This is a genomic window from Caviibacterium pharyngocola, assembly GCF_002795405.1.
GTDB classification, from domain to species: domain Bacteria; phylum Pseudomonadota; class Gammaproteobacteria; order Enterobacterales; family Pasteurellaceae; genus Caviibacterium; species Caviibacterium pharyngocola.
Genome location: NZ_PHGZ01000025.1, coordinates 1 through 19,468, shown reverse-complemented (window position 1 = coordinate 19,468; position 19,468 = coordinate 1). Strand labels below are relative to the sequence as shown.

Below are 19,468 nucleotides of genomic sequence, written 5' to 3'. Positions count from 1 at the left end.
TCCTCGCCTTCCTCCTGCAATCTACTGCCAATATTTCATCCTTGTTGGCAAAATTTTAAAAGTCGAAGTGACAGTGATCACAGAACAATAAATTAGTCAAAATGAGGAAAAATATTGTGATATGCTAAAAAATAATAAATGGCTAGGAAGAAAGGAAAGAAGGGATATGATACAAAAATTATCATTCAAAGATTTTTTTCATTCAACTAAACAGCAATTAGCAATCGAACCGCGCGCACCGCAAATGAACTATCCGGAACATACGCACGACTTTAGCGAACTCGTTATCGTAACAAAAGGGAAAGGTCGTCATATTTTAAACGGTTATCAGCACGATTTACATAAAGGTATGGTGTTGTATATTGATGCAGCAGATCATCATTTATATGAAAATGTCAGTGATTTGCATCTGGCAAATATTTTGCTGAAAGATCATAACGATTTTCGTTTTATCCATAATCTAGACGCCTTACTCAAAAACCTTAAGCCTAATGATGCAAGCTATAAAATCGTTAATCAAAATACCTTGGATCTAATTAACAGCAATATTAATCATCTTATTAGTCAAAATACACCAGAGACTAAATTACAATGCGAATGCTCGTTTTTTCAGCTCGTCACCTTAATGCAGCACAATTATATCAATAGCAAAACGAAGGGAACAACCGAAGAAAAAGGTCAACAGATTTTGAATTGGCTTTCTTATAATTTTACCGAAGAAATAAATTGGGCTAAATTAACCCGACAATTCGGCTTATCTGTCAGAACACTACATCGCTTCTTTAAAGATAAAATAGGGCTTACACCGCAAAATTATTTAATCAAATTACGTCTTTCAAATGCTTATTATCAAATTCGTTATACCGATAAAGCCATTATTGATATTGCAATAGAATGCGGTTTTAACGATAGTTGCTACTTTTCCACCTGTTTTAAAAATCAATTTAAAATATCGCCCAGAGAATTGCGACGCTAGTTTATGTACGATAAAAAGTGCGGCCAAAATTGACCGCACTTTCACACTCATTTTAGAGATTTTCAATCGCCTGATACTGCGATTTCAACTTCTCAAGTCCGTCTAAGTAACCTTGCATTTTTTCACGCTCTTTGGCAATCACTTGTTCTGGGGCTTTTGCCACGAACGCTTCGTTGCCGAGTTTGTTTTCAATGCGGGATACTTCGTCTTGCAGTTTTTCGATCTCTTTGGTTAAACGTGCAAGTTCGGCTTCTTTGTTGATAAAGCCTGCCATTGGCACGAGTAATTCCACGTTGCCGACTAATTTCGTTACTGCAAGCGGTGCGTTTTCACCGGAATTTAGCAAGTTGATTGCATCTAACTTCGCCATTGCTTGAATTAAAGTGCGGTTGCTTTCTAAGCAGTTTTGTTCTACTTCGTTGGCATTACGCACGAGTAAATCCAAGCCTTTGCTTGGGGCGATGTTACATTCTGCACGGATATTACGCACGGCAACAATCAGCTCTTTGATCCAGTTGATTTGGCTTTCTGCTTGTTCGTCAAAGGCGTTGCTATCAACCGTTGGGAACGGTTGTAACATAATGGTGTCGCCTTCCACACCCGCAAAGCCTTTCACTTTTTGCCAAATTTCTTCGGTGATAAACGGAATAACCGGATGTGCTAAACGCAAGAGTTTTTCCAACACGCTCACCAAGGTTTTGCTTGCACCACGTTTTTGAGCCGCTGTGCCGTTTGCAAAGACTGGTTTAGTCAATTCCAAATACCAGTCGCAGAACTGGTTCCAAGTAAACTCGTAAATGGTGTTCGCCACTAAGTCGAAACGGTATTGGCTTAATACAGTGCGGAACTCTTCAACGGTGCGGTTGAACGCAGAATTGATCCAACGATCTGCAAGGCTGTATTCCACTTCGCCTTCGCTTAAATCGAGCTTGTCGTTGGTGAGCACAAAGCGGCTTGCATTCCACAATTTGTTACAGAAGTTGCGGTAGCCTTCTAAGCGTTTCATATCCCAGTTGATGTCGCGACCGTTTGAAGCAAGGGCAGCAAGGGTGAAACGCAATGCGTCCGTACCGTGTGCGGCAATGCCGTTCTCAAATTCTTTGCGGGTCGCTTTAGCAATTTTTTCCGCCAACTGCGGTTGCATCATATTGCCGGTGCGTTTTTCAAGTAAATCTTCAAGGGAAATACCGTCAATCATATCAATCGGGTCAAGCACGTTCCCTTTCGATTTCGACATTTTTTGACCCTGTTCATCACGGATCAAGCCCGTTACATACACGGTTTTAAACGGCACTTGCGGTTTGCCGTTTTCATCTTTAATGAAGTGCATCGTAAACATAATCATACGTGCAACCCAGAAGAAGATGATGTCAAAGCCGGTGATTAACACATCGGTCGGGTGGAACATTTTCAGATCAGGCGTTTGGTTCGGCCAGCCGAGCGTTGAGAATGTCCACAAGCCTGATGAGAACCAAGTATCCAACACGTCTTCATCTTGTTTTAAAGCAAGATCGGCTGGCAAATTATGCTTCGCACGCGCTTCTTCTTCACTACGAGCTACATAGATATTACCTTCGGCATCGTACCACGCAGGAATACGGTGTCCCCACCATAATTGGCGAGAAATACACCAGTCTTGAATATCACGCATCCAGGAGAAATAAAGATTTTCATACTGTTTCGGCACGAATTGGATTTCGCCGTCTTCCACCGCTTTGGTTGCCACTTCCGCAAGTGGTTTTACGCTCACATACCATTGGTCTGTCAGCATCGGCTCAATCGGCACGCCGCCACGGTCACCGTAAGGTACTTTTAAGTCGTGCGGTTTGATCTCTTCCAATAAACCTAATGCTTCAAAATCCGCCACGATTTTCTTACGTGCCACAAAACGCTCTAAGCCTTGATAATCCGCAGGGATTATTGCTTCGTAAGTAGTGAGCGGTTTGCCGTCTGAACCGATAATTTCCGCTTCATCACGAATATCCGCATTTAAGGTCATCACATTGACCATCGCTAAACCGTGGCGTTTGCCCACTTCGTAGTCATTGAAGTCGTGCGCTGGGGTAATTTTCACCACGCCCGTACCAAATTCACGATCTACATAATCGTCCGCAATAATCGGGATTTCACGGTTGGCAAGCGGTAGGATGACGCTTTTGCCAATTAGCGATTGATAACGCTCATCTTCAGGGTGAACCGCCACCGCCGTATCGCCTAACATAGTTTCAGGACGAGTAGTCGCCACCACTAAATAATCTTTGCCGTCTGCGGTTTTTAAACCGTTGGAGAGCGGATAGCGGAAATGCCAGAGCGAGCCTTTGCTCTCTTTGTTTTCTACTTCAAGGTCAGAAATTGCGGTATGTAATTTCGGATCCCAGTTTACAAGACGTTTACCACGGTAAATCAAGCCTTCTTCGTGTAAACGGACGAACACTTCTTTCACCGCATTGGACAAGCCTTCGTCCATAGTGAAACGCTCACGATCCCAGTCGATTGAGTTCCCCAAGCGACGCATTTGCTGGCTGATCGTACCGCCCGAATAGGCTTTCCAATCCCAGATTTTATTGATAAAGGCTTCACGCCCGTAATCGTGGCGAGTTTTACCCTCTTCTGCCGCAATCTTACGCTCCACCACCATTTGTGTTGCGATCCCCGCGTGGTCAGTCCCCGCTTGCCATAAGGTGTTGTTGCCTTCCATACGGTTAAAGCGAATCAGCGTATCCATCAAGGTTTGCTGGAATGCGTGCCCCATATGCAACGATCCCGTTACATTCGGCGGCGGAATGGCGATACAGTAACTCGGCACATTCGGATTTTCATTCGGCTTAAAATAGCCTTGCTCTTCCCAGTGTTTATACAGGGCTTGTTCTACTGCAGATGCGTCGAAGCGATCTGCCATTTGGAATGGTTTTGTCATGATTACCTTTAATTATGTTTTATTAGTTGTAAAAATTTAGATATAAATTTTCCGTGAGCTGTTCCTAGTTCTTCCATCACTTTGAGTAAAGTTTCATTGGTTTTGGATAACTCATTCAATTTTTCATTATTAGATGTTTCATATATTTTTATATCATTTACTGGAATCTGAATAATGGCATTTATAATTATATTTACTTCTGTTAATTTACTGATATAACGCCTTATTTCAGTTTCCATGCCATGTTGATATTTTTATCTATGACCAATAGCTGAAGATGAATATTATTCATATTTAGTTCCCTTATATCTCTAATAAGAGATATTATGTCTAAAATAGACATAAGTTCGTAATTATTATATTCAGTTTGTTTTTCTTTCTTTACAAAATCAATCATAGAATTTAACTGACTATGAATGTTAACTAATAAACTTTGATTCTTATGATACAAGTCATCTATAAGGGAAATTTTTTCTTCTAATCCTTGATTCATTATAAAGAGATTGTTTTCTTTTGAAAAATTATTTTGTTTTTCTGCTATGTTATAGGAAACACAGAGAGAAATAAAAGATATAACAACTACAATAAAATCTAAAAATATAATACATTTATTTTTCATTTCCTATGCTCACTTTTACAAAATAAAATTAATTTTTAATCTCTCACACCACTCCGGCAATTTATCTAACCACTGCATAAAATTATCCCCTTCAATATGAAACACTAAATTTGGTCTTTCTTCTGAATTATCGTAAATAAAAACTTCATCACAAAGCGGTAAGATTTTAATTAAATTTTGCAAACTGATGTCGTAACGGTTGCGGATTGTGGCTTCATCAATAAAATGTCCACCGTTTGCTACTCTTGCTTTTACACGCTTAATGTTAATGGAAACACCGTCAACACCAACATAATTTAATCGTACATAAAAGCCGTTTTCTTTGGCTTTTTTTATTCGCTGTAAAATGGAACTTCCTGATAAGGTGGATTCCATTGAAAACGGAATTTGATGTTCAATAGCAAACTTAAATAATTCAATCGCTTTTCTACCTGCCGTACTGTCAGCTAAACGTGGATTTTCAGGGTTTAATTGCATTGCGATATGATCGGAATCAATCACAATTTGCACGGTATCTGTGTTAAACCCTCGCAATGTTGTTTTACCCGCGCCATTTGTACCACAGTAGAAAATGGCTAAATTATTTTGCTTTTGCATACTCAATAATCACTTCCGTTCCGTCTGGGTAATGATCAACAATATCCCCATTCGGACGCTTAAAGGTCACTACTTCACGCTTTTTCTTATCCGCCATCCAAGCATCAAACAAAATATGTAATTGACGTTGTTGCTCGGCGATTTGTTCTTGCTTGGTCATTTGGTTTTCTCCATATTAACTTCCGATTCCATATCCAAATGCGGAATACCATCTTCCAAATAAATATCCGAAATCGGCTTAAATCCCAAAGTGCGGTAGAAATTTTCCAAATAAGCTTGAGCTTGCAAGCGAATGATTTTATCCGGATGTTCGGTTTGGCAATAATTAAGCGCTTCGAGCATTAAGGATCTTGCCAAGCCCGTGCCTCTTGCATTTTTCGCAACCAACACTCTGCCGATATACATCGTTTCCCCCGGAATAATGCGGCAATAAGCGATAATTTCATCATTTTTTTCAGTAAATAAATGCGAAGAAATTAAATCCTTATCATCCACTTCTTGATAAGGACATTCTTGTTCCACCACAAATACCGCCGTGCGCGCTTTATAAATTCGAAATAAGTCCAAGGTGCTAAGCTGTTTAAAGGTTTTTAATCGCCACATTTCGAAACGCCTAAAATGACTAAATTTTCTTTATCCCCATATCCGCCACGTTCGACAAAATACCATAATTTTGCACGGCGAATCGAAACATTTTACGCTTGCTCCGTGCTAAGTTGCCAGCCTTGTTGGCGATATTGCTTATAACGCTCGCGCGCTTGAATTTTCAACGTTTCGTCATTCGGTACAAAATCCACCGCTTGATTAAATCCGCCGGCAAAATCCGGTACTTGAGTTTGCAAATTAATTAATAAATCTCGACGCTGCGCATTACGTTTATTCGCCCAGCAAATTTCGATCGGCGCGGCATAACGCGTCACTTCGCCGGACAGATTATGCGGCACGAATTCTTCCGGTTCCCGCTGCCATAAGGCTTCGTCGATATTCAGCGCTTGTTGCTCGGTTTCACAACTAATCAATACCCGTTTTCCCAGCCGCCACGCCGCCGCCGCGAGATCACAGGCTAGCGATTCCGTTGCGGATAAACCGTATTTCGGCGTTGTTTTTTCAAGGATATAAAATTGCGCTTGCTTTGCCATAAAATACTCAAGGTAAAAAGAAAGACTCTAAACCAAAGGATTTTAGCGAAAAATCGTCATAATATAAAACATTAATTATTGAATTCAATAAAAAATGACGGATTTTTTGTCATCGAAAAAACCTTCGAAAAATCTACCGCACTTTATGATCTAAATCACAAAACCGGAGTTTACACTTTATCCGACATTCCATTCATACCGCCTAAGTGGTAAAATCCTAGCGTTTTCTTACATTTAACAAGAGGTAATTAGAATGGAATTTCGTATCGAAAAAGACACTATGGGTGAAGTCCAAGTTCCTGCGGATAAATACTGGGCGGCACAAACCGAGCGTTCACGCAACAATTTTAAAATCGGCCCTGCAGCTTCAATGCCGAAAGAAATTATCGAAGCCTTCGGCTATTTGAAAAAAGCGGCTGCTTATGCTAACCACGATTTAGGCGTGCTACCGCTAGAAAAACGTGATCTTATCGCGCAAGCTTGCGATGAAATTTTGGCGAACAAATTGGATGATCAGTTCCCGTTGGTGATTTGGCAAACCGGTTCCGGCACACAATCCAATATGAACGTGAACGAAGTGGTGGCAAACCGCGCACACGTTCTTCAAGGCGGTAAATTGGGCGAAAAATCCGTTATTCACCCGAACGACGACGTGAACAAATCACAATCTTCTAATGACACTTACCCGACAGCAATGCATATCGCCGCCTATAAAAAAGTCGTCGAACATACATTGCCTTGCGTTAAACGCTTACAAAAAACCTTAGCGGAAAAAGCGGCGGCATTCCAAGATGTCGTAAAAATCGGTCGTACTCATTTAATGGATGCAACACCATTAACATTAGGTCAAGAATTTTCCGCATATGCGGCACAATTATCCTTTGGTATCAAAGCCTTAGAAAATACCTTACCGCACTTAGCCGAATTAGCGTTAGGCGGTACGGCTGTAGGTACAGGCTTGAATACACCGAAAGGCTATGATGTCAAAGTTGCGGATTACATCGCACAATTTACCGGTTTACCTTTTGTCACCGCGCAAAACAAATTTGAAGCGCTTGCGACGCACGATGCCGTGGTTGAAACCCACGGTGCGTTGAAACAATTAGCGGTTTCACTTTATAAAATCGCTAACGATGTGCGCTTATTGGCATCCGGCCCGCGTTCAGGTATCGGTGAAATTTTAATTCCGGAAAACGAACCGGGTTCATCCATTATGCCGGGTAAAGTCAACCCGACGCAATGCGAAGCGATGACAATGGTCTGCGCACAAGTATTAGGTAACGACGTCACTATTTCCTTCGCCGGCACACAAGGTCATTTCCAATTAAACGTGTATAAACCGGTAATGGCGTATAACTTCTTGCAATCCGCACAGTTATTGGGCGACGCTTGCGTATCTTTCGACGAACATTGCGCCGTCGGTATCAAACCGAACTACCCGCGCATCAAACATCAATTAGAACAATCTTTGATGTTAGTCACCGCATTAAATACCCATATCGGCTATGAAAATGCGGCGAAAATCGCCAAAACCGCACATAAAAACGGCACAACCTTGAAAGAAGAAGCGATTAACTTAGGTTTAGTGACCGCTGAACAATTCGATGAATGGGTTCGTCCGGAAGATATGGTCGGCAGCTTAAAATAAAAACGAAAAACTTTGAGGAAAGGCGAGCGCGGTTCTCGCCTTTTTCTTATTTATTGATATAATGCGCCCAATACTTGCACAATGATTCAATACACGGAGCCTCACGCGAGGCTCTGTGTTACTTTGAATCGGAAGAGACCGCACTCTCCCGATTATTTTATCCGCCATAAACGGCGGGGTTTCAACCATAAAGGTAGATATTGATGAAACTTCACGCTTTTTTGTTCTCTATTTTGTGTTTATTTTCAACCGCACTTTCCGCCCAATGGAAAATCGTAGGGAACGCCGATTATAACTGGGGTCCGTTTTATGTTTATACGGTCGGCCTTTATACGGAAAGCGGCACATATACGGAAGATCAACGTCCGCTAATGGTTTCCGTCAAATTTGCCAAACCGGTCGAAGGAAAAAGTTTTGCCATTAGTTTGGTGAAAGAAATGAACGCATTAAATTTCAACAAAGACAGCTCCGCGGCTTGGTTGAAAAAAATGCAAGAAATTATGCCCGATTTCTCGCCTAACGACGTACTAAACTACATCGCACTAGATAACCGCGGCTATTTTATTTTAAACGATACCATCCTCGCCCACGAATTCGATAATCAATTTAACCAAGCATTAATCGCCGTTTGGTTATCGTCGAAAAGCGGTTACGCACAATTACAAAATCAATTATTAGGCAAAGAACCGAGCGCCCACCCAACCGAAGAATTAGCGCCGCAACCGGCAATTAAACAACTGGACGATGAAGATGCCGATCCGCAACTTCCGCCGACATTTGAGATGTTTCAACACACCACGCCTCAAAAAAGTTAAGCACTGTCACGTTCTGAATTGGGAGAGATTAGCTCTCTCCCGATGAGATTATTCGTTATATCAAGCTGATATTGACTGAAAAATTAATTCCCAATCCGCTGTTGAATACGGTCGGCGAACATTCCGATACTGACGGCAAAATAATTGGATTTGTTCCAATCAAGAATTGTGCGGAAGTTGTTTGAGACTAAGAATGCTCGTCCGGCTTCGCGATCCGGACGAACTAGCCATAAATCGGCGGAAGAAAGTGCGGTTAGTTTTTGCGATTCTTGTGCGGTCGGTGATTTTAGCATTACACCTTGATTTTGCCATTGGCGTAATGAACGCGCTTTGCCTTTTTCAATGCCACCCGCTTCTAACGGAATATATTGGGTCAAAGTCACTTCCACACCCCAAGGCAATTTGTCGTTCCAGCCGACGGTATGTAGGTAATTGGCGATAGACGCGAAAACGTCATAGTGATTTTTCCAAATATCTTTTTCGCCGTCGCCGTTTCCGTCCGCGGCATAGCTTAAATAAGAACTCGGCATAAATTGCGTTTGTCCCATTGCGCCCGCCCAAGAACCAAGCATTTTATGTCGTTGGATATGATCGCGCTCCAACATTTTCATCGCCACAATAAATTCTTTACTGAACAAACTTTCGCGACGCCCGTCAAACGCCAATGTCGCTAATACGGATAACACGTCATAATTTCCTTGGTAATATCCGAAACTGCTTTCCATTCCCCACAGTGCCAGTAAATATTCTTTTTGCACGCCGAATCGTTTGGACGCTTTCTCCAACTGCGGCAACTGTTCCCAATAACGGGTTTCCGCCACATCTACTTTATTATTGGTTAATACGCGGTTTAAATAATTGGTCGTACCGTTCGGATTGGCGACCGGCGGTGCGCTCGGGTCACGTTTTTTAATTTTTCCCGCTTGCTGTCTGTCTAAATCCACCGCTTTTTGAATATAACGAATATTATTCTGCGCGTTCAATACGGAGGCGGAGACGCCCTGCCCTGCAGCTTTGACTTTGAGGAAACGAACGTAATCGTCAAAATTTTGTAGCGTGCGCGGCTTGTTATACGTCGCTTTATCATCCAGCGATTGAATTTGCTTATTGCCGGCACAACCGACTAACGCCAACGAGGCGATAAGTAACGAACATTTCAATGTAGTTTTTAACATTTTGCTTTCCTTAAAGTTATAAAAGTAAAAAAAAATCAACAGGCTATTTGCGTAAAAATTTATACAGGATTTTCAGCAACGAAAGCGGCAATAAACGCGGAATCACGCGCATTGCTAGCACAATTACGCCCGAAACGATGCCTTGTATTTTCAGCCGACGTTTTAGTTTAAACAGATTCCACTCGCATTTTGCTTGTGCCCAACCGCGGCGGCGACCGACCATTCCGTTGCCGACGCGGGCAAAGACCAAAATATCAGCCAAGTTTGCAACATTTTGCGGATATTTTGCGACCAAATTGATCCACAAATAATAATCTTCTTGCAGATCTTGATAACCGCCGGCTGCCAACACCGCCGTTTTTTGATATGCCACCGTCATATGATTAAACGGACTGCGTTTGCGGGTAAAATTCACGATGTCCGAGGCGCTTGTCGGTACGCGACGATAGCTGACGATATCCTCAACATTTGCACCGAATTCGGCGATTTGCCCGCCGAAAATCACGGTGTCCGGATGTTCGGCGATAAACGCCGCTTGTTTTTCAAAACGTTGCGGATCACAAATATCGTCCGTATCCATTCGAAATACCCATTCGTTCGAACAATGCAATAAACCTTCGTTTAAGGCTTTGCCCAAGCCGCGGTTTTGCGCCAATTTCACCGTTTTAATCGGGAGAATTTCTTGATATTTTTGCACCGCACTTTCCAGTTCCTGCGTCACCGGCCCGTCGAATACCAGCACGATTTCGTCCGCCGGCAACGTTTGCGCCTGCAAACTGTCGAAACATTCGATTAAAAACTGCGGTTGTTCTTTAATATATAAAGACATTAACACGGAAAATTTCATTAAATAAACCTTTTCAAATTAATTGCCAACGACGGCGAAATCAGCGTAATGATTGCAATGATTAAGGATTTTAAATTTCCGCTTAATTTAAACATTGCAAAATAATATTTTGCCGCGCGACGGGATAAATTCATTATATTCGGGTACGCCAGCATATATTGTGCGTTCAAGGCAAAATTTTTGCGTTGTTGCGCGCTGCGTACATAGTTTTTTTCAATTTCGGTAATGGCGCTTTGCGTATTCGTTGTGTTGGTAGAAACGCTGGCGCGCTTGGTGTGGAAACTGCAATGGGTTAAGGGCGTCGGCACATAAATCGGGTTAAAATCCGTTGCGCTGACCGCTTTAAGTACGAATTCATAATCTTCTAAGGATTTAAGCTCGCGGGATAATCCGCCGATGGCGAAAAAGAAAGCTTTCTTCACACCGATCATCGGCATTCCGCCGATTTTATTTGCGCTCAACATATTATCCAAGGTTAAATCCGCCGGATTCGAATAAGGTCGCGTGATATAACCGAAACCTTCGTTCACCATTGTGCATTGCGCCGGATGATAAATAAAATTCGCCGTCGGATTCGCTTCAATCGCTTGCGCCAATTCGGCGCATTTGGTTTCGGCGAAACGATCGTCGTCGTCTAAAAACAACAACCAGTCATAGCGCGCATTGCTTGCGCCGATGTTGCGACTTTGCGCCGCCCCTTGGTTTTGCGCGTTACGAATCACCGTCACCGAAAACGGATAATGTTGTTCCGCGTCCACCGGTTCCGCAGAACAATCGTCCACAATAATCACTTCAAAACGCAAATCCGTTTGTTTGGTCAGACTGTCTAATAATGGCGGAATTTCCGTTTTACGGTTATAAGACGGCACGATAATACTGAACATTATGATTTCTCCCAAGACGGAAAGAGGATTTTATATTTTCCCTGTTGCCCGAATAGCGATAAAAACATTAATAGCACCAACATTATGCCCGGAAAGGCATAGGTATCCGCTTTAACATTTAGCACGGACAAAATAAAAAGTGCGGATAAAATGAAACGCCAACTGCCGTTAAACCACACGAGGGCGATTTTACGCACGAAATAAGCGGTGAACGCAAAACAAACCGCAACGTTAACAATGCCGCCGTATAAAGTTTGGCGCAAAAATCCACTGTCCGTTAAGCCGTAATATTTGCCGTCCGCCGTTACATAATAGCCGTCGCCGATTAAAATTTGCTTTAACGTCGGTATAAATAAATGTTTTTGCATTAAGGTATCCGTTGAGGAACTACTTAAACCTTGATGATTTAACAAGTTAATCAAAGGTTCCAAAGCGTGCGCCACATATTTATTTTCCGCATAATTCATCGCTAAAAATACGCATAATCCGCCGAATGCTAATAATGCGGGCACATAGCGCCATTTAAAATACAACGCAATGCTGATCACCGATAACATCAAAAAAGTGCGGCCGGAAATTAAGCCGATACACAAAAGTAAAAATAAAAACACCGCACTTATGTTGTTATGTCGCTGATTATACGCCAGCAAAAAATGCAACAACATTAAATAAAACGCACTGAGCTGGAAAAAGGCGGAAGAAGTTAAATTATATAAGCGATATTCCTGCTCCGAGCCGTAAAAATTCGGCAGGATCACATTGGTTGACAAAGCAAAATCAATGGCAAAGGATACGCCCGCCAAGGCGAGGAATCCTAACGCGGCTTGAACGCCGATACCGATTTTTAAATCACGCACTGCTTTTTGTTGCCCGTTTGATTCGGCATAAAAAACATTGAAAATCCCGACTGCGAAGATGAACAAAATCAAGGTCTTAGTATATTGCACAATCACGGAAAAATCGCGCGTGCCGTGAATCAACAAGGGAATAAAACTGAATAAAATCAAGGCGATAATCACGCCAAAACTATCTAAAGGCAGAAAAATTCCTTGTTTGTTTTCGGCGCGCAGCCATTTGTAAGCTAAATATGCCAAGGCGACGATCCCGACGAAAAATGCCGTTCGGAAAAAATGAAACAACCAAGGATCATAAAGATAAAAAAGGTTAAACAATGCCGACATTTTAACGCCCTAAATTCCGTTTTACCGCCAAATATTTTTTTGCCGGATATTTTATTAGTTTTTGCCAGAAATTATGTTGTAACGATCCGCGTAAATCTTCCAAGTTGCTGGTTAAACAAGGATTTTCAATCACTAACAACGGGCGCACGGCGCAAACCTCCAAGGCGAAATCCGCGCCGAATAAAATATAATCGTCCGCCAACCAAAACGGCAAGCGTTTTTCCGACGCGGCTAAAAAGGCCTTTGCCGCCGATTTTTTAATTAAATATGCCACCGTGCCGGCAAAATAATTGCGGTAAGTATAGGCATATTTAAAAGGCGATCCGGCAATGGATTTGCGTAAAAAAGAAAAGGTGGTCGGGTAATTAATTTCCAATTCCGAATGATTAAACGCCGGAATTTTAGACTGCCCGACCAGCACAATATCCGCGCGCAAAGGTTGTTTTAACAGGCAATCCAAATGATAAGCGAAATCCTGATTAAACAAGGCATCATCTTCGCAAACAAGGCAATATTCGTCCTCGGCAATACTTTCATCCGCTTCGATTAAACGATAAACCGCCAAATGACTGAGCGTACAACCGATTTCGCCTTTGGTCACATTTCTGCCGTAGCGTTGCGCAAAGCCTTCCGCATCAAAAAGTGCGGTCAAATTTTCTTCCGTTTCGTTCATTGTATTAATCGCGTTGAATACGGAAAAATCTTGCGTATCCGGTTGGGCAAAAAACAATTCGCGACGCTTGACGTCCTTTTCTAAAGAAATAAGGTATTTTTTCATTTTATGGTCTCTTTTATTCCACCGGTCGAATCGGAAATTTATAGTAATAAACTAACGAAATCAGTAATCGGGTTAAACTCGCGCCGATTAAGGCATACGCCACGCCGTAAAGTCCGTGATCTTTAAAGCAATAAAATAACACCGCGAGCACGACGATAGAAATCAGTTGGCGAGTAAACAATAAAACTTGTTTGCCCAGAATTAACATATTTTGCGACAACAACCAAGACAAACCGGCTAAAATCGAATTGATGATAAACCAAATTAACGCCGGCGCCACTTCCGCATAACGTTCACTAAAAAAGAATACCACCACGGGTTTGGCTAAAAACGGCACAATTATCACCGCACTTAGGCTCATTACGGCGATTAACAGCAATGCCGATTTAATGCGATTTAAGTTATTCAACAAACCGGAATAATAATAATCCGCCAACATATTGATAAATTTGGTCAATAAAGCGTCGAAGGCGATGCATACGGTGTAAAGCCCAAGGGTGTAATTGCCCATTAAAGACACGATTAAAAATTTATCCAAATTCACCGTCGTGGCACCGAAGGTTTGCAATAAATTTTGTTTAATCCACGTTTTGCCGAAAAAGTGCGGTTCGATTTTTGTGGTTTTATTTTCCCGTTTAAATTTTCGTTCGATTTGGTATAAATAATATACACAGAACAATGCCTGAATCGCCGTTAACGCGGTTAATAAATCAAGAGCGACGGAAATTTGCTGCTCGCCGAAGAAAAGATAACATCCGCCGTAAAGTAACACGGCTAAAATCGGCTGTTGTAAGGATAATAAACGGTAAATTTTTAGATTCGCGTCGATCTTGCTTTTTTCCAACGTAATGGTCAACACCGCGGTAAGCACCACATTAAGCACGAATAAGGTATAAAAATCGGTAATATTAAAACAATACAGCGCAACAAGCGCCACCAGCGCGGCGAAACTCAGAAATAAACAAAAATAACGACGCCAATGATCATATTGTTTATTGCGCATACAAAGGGCAAAGGCAAATCCCACGCCGCCCGCGCCGATCGTGACTACATAAGTCGCCGAAGTGACAAACAGCTGAAAAGCGCCGCGTTCTTCCACCGCTAACAAACGGGCAAGTAAAAAGGAGCTGACCATCGTCAACCCCGTACTTAATAATGTGACAAGCAATAAACCAAACAGATTTCGATGATTAGCGTTCATATTTTTTCGTAAACTCGATGTTTTTCGTCCATTGATTAAAATAGCCCGAATTTTTTCCGTAAGAATTATCGCAAACCTGATTCGGCAATTCTAATAAACAAGAAAAAATATGCCCGTGCAAACGGCTGGTGATCACGCAGTCATAACGCAAAAATTCTTGTCGCGCACGTTCGATCACATCTAACGAATGAGCAAACCACATTTCATTGACTTTATTTTTCAAAAACGCCCAATGTAATTTATTCGCCACGCGCGCCAATCTGCCGCAAAACAATTCGTATTTTTTATCTTGCTCGGTCAAAATATCTTCCCAATCTTTTACCGCCGCCGACGCCGGTAAATGCGCTTGAATCTCTTTTTCCAAATGGCTGGCTTCAATGTCTTTGCGTAAAAAATACAAATTATTTTCCGTTGAATTTTCCACCGCACTTTTTGCTTTGGTCGGCAACGTGCCGTAAAGTTGATGCGCCATATCCGGCGATAAAAACACCTTATCGGAAAAATGTTCGCGCATTAGTTCGAAAGTCGGCACATCGCGCGCAAATAAATAACAATCTTTATGCGCGGAAAACAATGCCGCCGATTTTTGCAACGCGTCTTGCGATGAAAAATGCGAGGTTTGCGGCAACACCACAATGCGATTATGCGGAAACGCGCGCACCAATGCTTCGCGTAATTGCTGAATACTCGGATAAAGATCGCCGAAATTACCACCGCCGTGACATAACAACGTGGTGTCTGCATTCACATATTTTTTCACTTCGTTAATATCGAAACTTTGCAAACAGCGTCTCAAACGAATATTGATGCCGTAATCTTGAAAAAACCGCTCCGTGCCGGCGTAAATCAACAAATCGCCCACATTTAAATGCAGCGGATAGTCGAAATACAACACATCGTCTTTATTAATAATTACATCAAGGATTTTGCTCAAATCTTGTTTGAGAGAAACTAAAATTTCGTTCATCGTTAATCTGTTTTCCGTCGTCGAAATAGCGGCATTTGTTGCCGAAAACGGATTATTTTAAATCATTCTTTCGAATACGCACAATAGGATTAATTATCTTTACAAAAGATTACAAGCGCATTATGCTTTCGCCAAATTCTTTTGAAAGCGAACCGACTATGTACGCACTGACCAAACTGATTACCGCAATGATTTTACCGCCGTTCAGCATTTTATTATTATGGCTGTTCGCCTTGTGGTTAAATCGCATTAATTACAAAAAAACCAGCCGATTTTGTACCGCACTCGGCATTCTTTTGCTCTATGTTTTCAGTATTCCTTACACCGCGCAAAAATTGCAAGACAGCCTTGTGCACGAGGATAATCTCACGCTCGACGATTATAAAAATGCCCAAGCCATTGTAATTTTAGGCGGAGGTTTGCGCGACAGCAAAGAACTTTACGCCACTTTAGCAGTGCCGCAAATTCCACTGGAACGTTTGCGTTACGCCGCTTATTTATATAAACAAACTCATTTGCCGATTTTGATCAGCGGCAGCAGCCCGAACGGTAATTCCGAAGCGAAAATTATGGCGAAAGAACTGCGCGACTTTTTCGACGTGCCGACCAAATGGTTGGAAGAACAAGCGCAAACCACCGAGCAAAATGCCTATTTCACCGCACAAATGTTGCTGCCGGATGATGTTCGACGCATTATTTTGGTGACGAATCAATGGCATATGCAACGGGCAAAAACATTATTCAAAAAACAAGGATTCGACGTACTGCCGGCAAGTGTGGGCGGCGGAGTGACACCGGATTATTACGGCTTAAACCTAATGCACTTCATCCCGCAAGCCGGCGCAATGCCCGCCAATATGCAAGCATTAAAAGAATGGATTGGTTATTGGAAAGTGCGGTGAATTTTTTTCATTATTTTTCACCGCACTTTACCGTTGAAATTAATAATTTTTCAATAAGGTAATCAAGAAAGATAAGGTATTTTTAGCGTTTTCATCCTGATTATTTTTGAGATATTCCGTTAAAATATCGATTAATTTTTTAATATTTTCCGGCGAATCATTTGCCGCTTTTCGTTTATAAAAGCGCAGATTATTCAACGTTACTTTTAAAATAGTCGAATTCGGTTGATTGAATAAAACTTTTTTACAGCAATCGTAACCGAGTTGATAATCGTCCGTATAATAGGAACAAATCGACATTTCATAATAAATCCAAAATTCATAGACGCTTTTTTTGATAAATAAAATATCATTGACGGGATACGGAATTTTCAACGCTGCTAAACCTAATTGATAACCTAGACGAACATTATCTTGTAAGCGTAAAAAACGAATGGCTTGATATAAACATTCCAAGCGAGTCGGGTTGTAGTCATAGCCTTTTAACCAAGTGCTTAACGCCGCTTCGCCGCGTGCTAATTTTTCATAACAATTTCCTAAATTTTCATAGGCGCAAGTGACTTCTTCTTTCCAGCCGCCGTCATCAATGCGTTTTTGATACCAATAGGCAGCTTTTTCATAATTTTCAATATCTCGATAAGAATTCGCCAAATAAAATTTATATCGGCTATTATTCGGTTCTTGTTGTAGTCCTTCTTCTAATAACGCAATATCTCTTTGATATTTTTCTTGTTTAAATCCGCCGTCTTTTAAATCCAAAATATTCACGGAAGTAATTTTTTCTTGCGTCACCGTTCCGTCACAATCTAAATATTCGTGTGTAACGCCCACATATTTCCAATCCAGATCACCTTTAATTAAATAAGGCACGGAATAATCATTTGCGCCGATATAAGAAATAAGATATTTGTCTTTTTCTAAAAGTGCGGTATTAAATTGCTCGGAAAATAAAATTTGTTCATCCGCATCACATAATAAAAGATAATCCGCTTTATTTTTCGCATATTGCAAACTTTGCGTTCGATTCACGCCGAAATTAATCCATTTTTCTCGATGAAGTTCGCCGGGAACGGATTTTAATACCTCTTGAATAATTTCCGGTGTGTTATCCGTGGATCCCGTATCGACGATTACCCAGTAATCGATATGATCTTTGACGCGATCCAAACAACGTCGAATCACTTTCGATTCATTACGCACGATCATTACTAAACATAATGTTTTCTTTTTTAACATATCAATCTCTATTTAAGCGAAGGAACTTGTGACTATTTTATACAAAAATACGACCCGAAGGCCGTATTTTTATATTATGCAGAGTTAAATTACCATTGATAACCCACACTTGCCGCAGCGCCGGTGTCACCGCGGGTGTTGGTGTTTACGGTAAATTTAACCCCAATTTTGCCGTTATCCGATAAGCGAGAGTAACCTACGGCTACCGCGCTTTCACCGCGATATGTTCCCGCACCCGCCGCAAACATTGATTTGCCCGGCAAGGTTGCGTGGTACAAGCCTGCGGTTGCCATTGCGCCCGCCACACCGGCGCGAAGATCTTTATCCACTTTATTGATTTGGTTATTCAAACCGTTAAAGTTATTTTGGATATTCTTCGCTAATTGGTGAATTTGACCGCCGTTCACCGCATCTTTGCTATTTTCGGCGATATTACCATCGGCAACATTGGTGACTTTGCTACCGTTAACGTTCACCGCACCTTTTTCTAACGAGACTTTCGTATTTTGGTTAGAAATCGATGTAATACCGGTTAAGTCGCCTTTCACACTCACTTTATAGACATTTTGTCCGTTACCGCCTTTTGAGTGTTCGACTTTCACGTTATCGCCGGCTTTCACTTCGGTTAATTGACCGACGTTCGCCGCATCAGTTTTCGCTTCACCCGCTGCAACATTGGTAATTTTGTTACCGCCGTTGTTTAAGCCGTCTTTCGTTAAGCTGATGATCTTGCCGTTGTTACCTTTGATCGTTACACCGTTATTCGATACGCTCGTATCACCGATGGTGACGGAACCTTTCGAGGTGAGATCAAGATCTTTCGATAACTGAACGGTTAACGTGTCTTTGCCGTCCGCCACAACATTTAAGTTACCTTTCGCGCTGTTGAAGTCGGATTTCGCGCCTTCACCGATGATATTTACGACGGAATTCAACTTGTGTTTATTCACGATCGTTGCATCGTTACCGGCGAATTTCAATCCGTCATCCATTGTTGCGACTTCACGGTTATTGCCGTTCTTATCTTCATAGACAATGCGGGTTGTGGTTTCGCCTTTGGTCGGATCTGCGTCTAAATCGGCTTTACCTTCCGCAGTCTTACCTGCCGCGCCACCGGCACCGGTATCACCTTTCGGCCCGGTCGCGCCGGTATCACCTTTCTCACCGGTTGCACCTGTCGCACCGGTAGCGCCGGTATCACCTTTCTCACCGGTTGCACCTGTAGCACCGGTAGCGCCAGTATCACCTTTCTCACCGGTTGCGCCTGTGGCTCCGGTAGCGCCAGTATCACCTTTCTCGCCGGTTGCACCGGTATCGCCTTTCGAAATGGTTGCGGTAGAACCGTCAGAGAAAGTGACTACGGTATTACCGTCAGTATCTTTTTCTTCTTTCGTGACAGTGATTGATTTACCGTCTGACCCAGTATCACCTTTTGCACCTGTTGCACCGGTGTCACCTTTCGAAATAGTTGCGGTAGAACCGTCAGAGAAAGTCACTACGGTATTACCGTCAGTATCTTATTCTTCTTTCGTAACAGTGATTGATTTACCGTCTGCGCCAGTGTCACCTTTTGCACCTGTTGCACC

The 19,468-nt window shown here is 42.1% G+C and carries 20 protein-coding genes; 4 read left to right on the top strand and 16 right to left on the bottom strand.

Annotated elements, in window-relative coordinates; genetic code table 11:
* The first annotated feature begins 166 nt into the window (after positions 1 to 166).
* Positions 167 to 976 (top strand): HTH-type transcriptional activator RhaS, encoded by an 810-nt coding sequence (gene rhaS, locus CVP04_RS10185; RefSeq protein ID WP_165772794.1) that lies wholly within the window; start codon positions 167 to 169, stop codon positions 974 to 976.
* A 52-nt stretch (positions 977 to 1,028) separates the two neighbouring features.
* Here rhaS and CVP04_RS10180 read toward each other — a convergent pair whose 3' ends face one another.
* The 7 genes from CVP04_RS10180 to CVP04_RS10155 form a co-directional block, all read right to left on the bottom strand.
* On the bottom strand, positions 1,029 to 3,893 hold the full coding sequence (locus tag CVP04_RS10180) for a valine--tRNA ligase (protein ID WP_100297405.1): 2,865 nt from the start codon (positions 3,891 to 3,893) through the stop codon (positions 1,029 to 1,031).
* Between the two features lie 8 nt (positions 3,894 to 3,901).
* Complete coding sequence (locus CVP04_RS10175; protein WP_100297404.1) at positions 3,902 to 4,132, bottom strand: hypothetical protein; 231 nt, start codon at positions 4,130 to 4,132, stop codon at positions 3,902 to 3,904.
* Positions 4,117 to 4,512: a hypothetical protein gene (locus CVP04_RS10170; protein ID WP_100297403.1), complete on the bottom strand. Its 396-nt coding sequence runs from the start codon at positions 4,510 to 4,512 to the stop codon at positions 4,117 to 4,119. Before CVP04_RS10170 ends, CVP04_RS10175 begins: the two co-directional genes overlap by 16 nt.
* 15 nt (positions 4,513 to 4,527) lie before the next feature.
* Positions 4,528 to 5,109, bottom strand: a complete 582-nt coding sequence (locus CVP04_RS10165) for an ATPase (RefSeq protein WP_100297402.1) — start codon at positions 5,107 to 5,109, stop codon at positions 4,528 to 4,530.
* Positions 5,093 to 5,269, bottom strand: coding sequence for a hypothetical protein (locus tag CVP04_RS12280; protein ID WP_165772793.1), 177 nt, complete (start codon positions 5,267 to 5,269; stop codon positions 5,093 to 5,095). The genes CVP04_RS10165 and CVP04_RS12280 overlap by 17 nt, the downstream gene beginning before the upstream one ends.
* The gene (locus CVP04_RS10160; RefSeq protein WP_100297401.1) at positions 5,266 to 5,712 is read right to left on the bottom strand and encodes a GNAT family N-acetyltransferase; all 447 of its coding nucleotides are present in this window, start codon (positions 5,710 to 5,712) and stop codon (positions 5,266 to 5,268) included. The genes CVP04_RS12280 and CVP04_RS10160 overlap by 4 nt, the downstream gene beginning before the upstream one ends.
* A 92-nt stretch (positions 5,713 to 5,804) precedes the next feature.
* Positions 5,805 to 6,248: a DNA polymerase III subunit chi gene (locus tag CVP04_RS10155; protein ID WP_100297400.1), complete on the bottom strand. Its 444-nt coding sequence runs from the start codon at positions 6,246 to 6,248 to the stop codon at positions 5,805 to 5,807.
* 253 nt (positions 6,249 to 6,501) lie between these two features.
* Between CVP04_RS10155 and fumC the strand changes: the two genes are divergently transcribed.
* Positions 6,502 to 7,896: a class II fumarate hydratase gene (gene fumC / locus CVP04_RS10150; RefSeq protein WP_100297399.1), complete on the top strand. Its 1,395-nt coding sequence runs from the start codon at positions 6,502 to 6,504 to the stop codon at positions 7,894 to 7,896.
* Positions 7,897 to 8,099: 203 nt separating this feature from the next.
* The gene (locus CVP04_RS10145) at positions 8,100 to 8,711 is read left to right on the top strand and encodes a chalcone isomerase family protein (protein ID WP_100297398.1); all 612 of its coding nucleotides are present in this window, start codon (positions 8,100 to 8,102) and stop codon (positions 8,709 to 8,711) included.
* Between the two features lie 83 nt (positions 8,712 to 8,794).
* Here CVP04_RS10145 and CVP04_RS10140 read toward each other — a convergent pair whose 3' ends face one another.
* The 7 genes from CVP04_RS10140 to CVP04_RS10110 are packed head-to-tail and all read right to left on the bottom strand — an operon-like array spanning position 8,795 to position 15,744.
* The gene (locus CVP04_RS10140; RefSeq protein WP_100297397.1) at positions 8,795 to 9,886 is read right to left on the bottom strand and encodes a lytic murein transglycosylase; all 1,092 of its coding nucleotides are present in this window, start codon (positions 9,884 to 9,886) and stop codon (positions 8,795 to 8,797) included.
* A gap of 43 nt (positions 9,887 to 9,929) precedes the next feature.
* Positions 9,930 to 10,733, bottom strand: a complete 804-nt coding sequence (locus CVP04_RS10135; protein ID WP_100297396.1) for a glycosyltransferase family 2 protein — start codon at positions 10,731 to 10,733, stop codon at positions 9,930 to 9,932.
* Positions 10,733 to 11,617, bottom strand: coding sequence for a glycosyltransferase family 2 protein (locus CVP04_RS10130; protein ID WP_100297395.1), 885 nt, complete (start codon positions 11,615 to 11,617; stop codon positions 10,733 to 10,735). Before CVP04_RS10130 ends, CVP04_RS10135 begins: the two co-directional genes overlap by 1 nt.
* Complete coding sequence (locus tag CVP04_RS10125; protein WP_100297394.1) at positions 11,617 to 12,798, bottom strand: hypothetical protein; 1,182 nt, start codon at positions 12,796 to 12,798, stop codon at positions 11,617 to 11,619. The genes CVP04_RS10130 and CVP04_RS10125 overlap by 1 nt, the downstream gene beginning before the upstream one ends.
* Before the next feature lies 1 nt (position 12,799).
* A complete protein-coding gene (locus CVP04_RS10120; RefSeq protein WP_100297393.1) occupies positions 12,800 to 13,576 on the bottom strand; it encodes a glycosyltransferase family 25 protein in 777 nt (258 codons plus the stop codon).
* 13 nt (positions 13,577 to 13,589) lie between these two features.
* A complete protein-coding gene (locus CVP04_RS10115; protein ID WP_100297392.1) occupies positions 13,590 to 14,777 on the bottom strand; it encodes a lipopolysaccharide biosynthesis protein in 1,188 nt (395 codons plus the stop codon).
* Positions 14,767 to 15,744, bottom strand: coding sequence for a polysaccharide pyruvyl transferase family protein (locus CVP04_RS10110; RefSeq protein ID WP_100297391.1), 978 nt, complete (start codon positions 15,742 to 15,744; stop codon positions 14,767 to 14,769). Before CVP04_RS10110 ends, CVP04_RS10115 begins: the two co-directional genes overlap by 11 nt.
* 158 nt (positions 15,745 to 15,902) lie before the next feature.
* On the opposite strand from CVP04_RS10110, the gene CVP04_RS10105 reads away from it, so the two are divergent.
* Positions 15,903 to 16,646: a YdcF family protein gene (locus CVP04_RS10105; RefSeq protein WP_100297440.1), complete on the top strand. Its 744-nt coding sequence runs from the start codon at positions 15,903 to 15,905 to the stop codon at positions 16,644 to 16,646.
* A gap of 39 nt (positions 16,647 to 16,685) precedes the next feature.
* On the opposite strand, the gene CVP04_RS10100 is transcribed toward CVP04_RS10105, so the two are convergent.
* A complete protein-coding gene (locus CVP04_RS10100; protein WP_100297390.1) occupies positions 16,686 to 17,882 on the bottom strand; it encodes a glycosyltransferase in 1,197 nt (398 codons plus the stop codon).
* 89 nt (positions 17,883 to 17,971) lie between these two features.
* Positions 17,972 to 19,378 carry a YadA family autotransporter adhesin gene (locus CVP04_RS12335; RefSeq protein ID WP_100297389.1) on the bottom strand — a complete coding sequence of 469 codons (1,407 nt, stop codon included), beginning with the start codon at positions 19,376 to 19,378 and terminating at the stop codon, positions 17,972 to 17,974.
* Positions 19,379 to 19,468 lie beyond the last annotated feature (90 nt).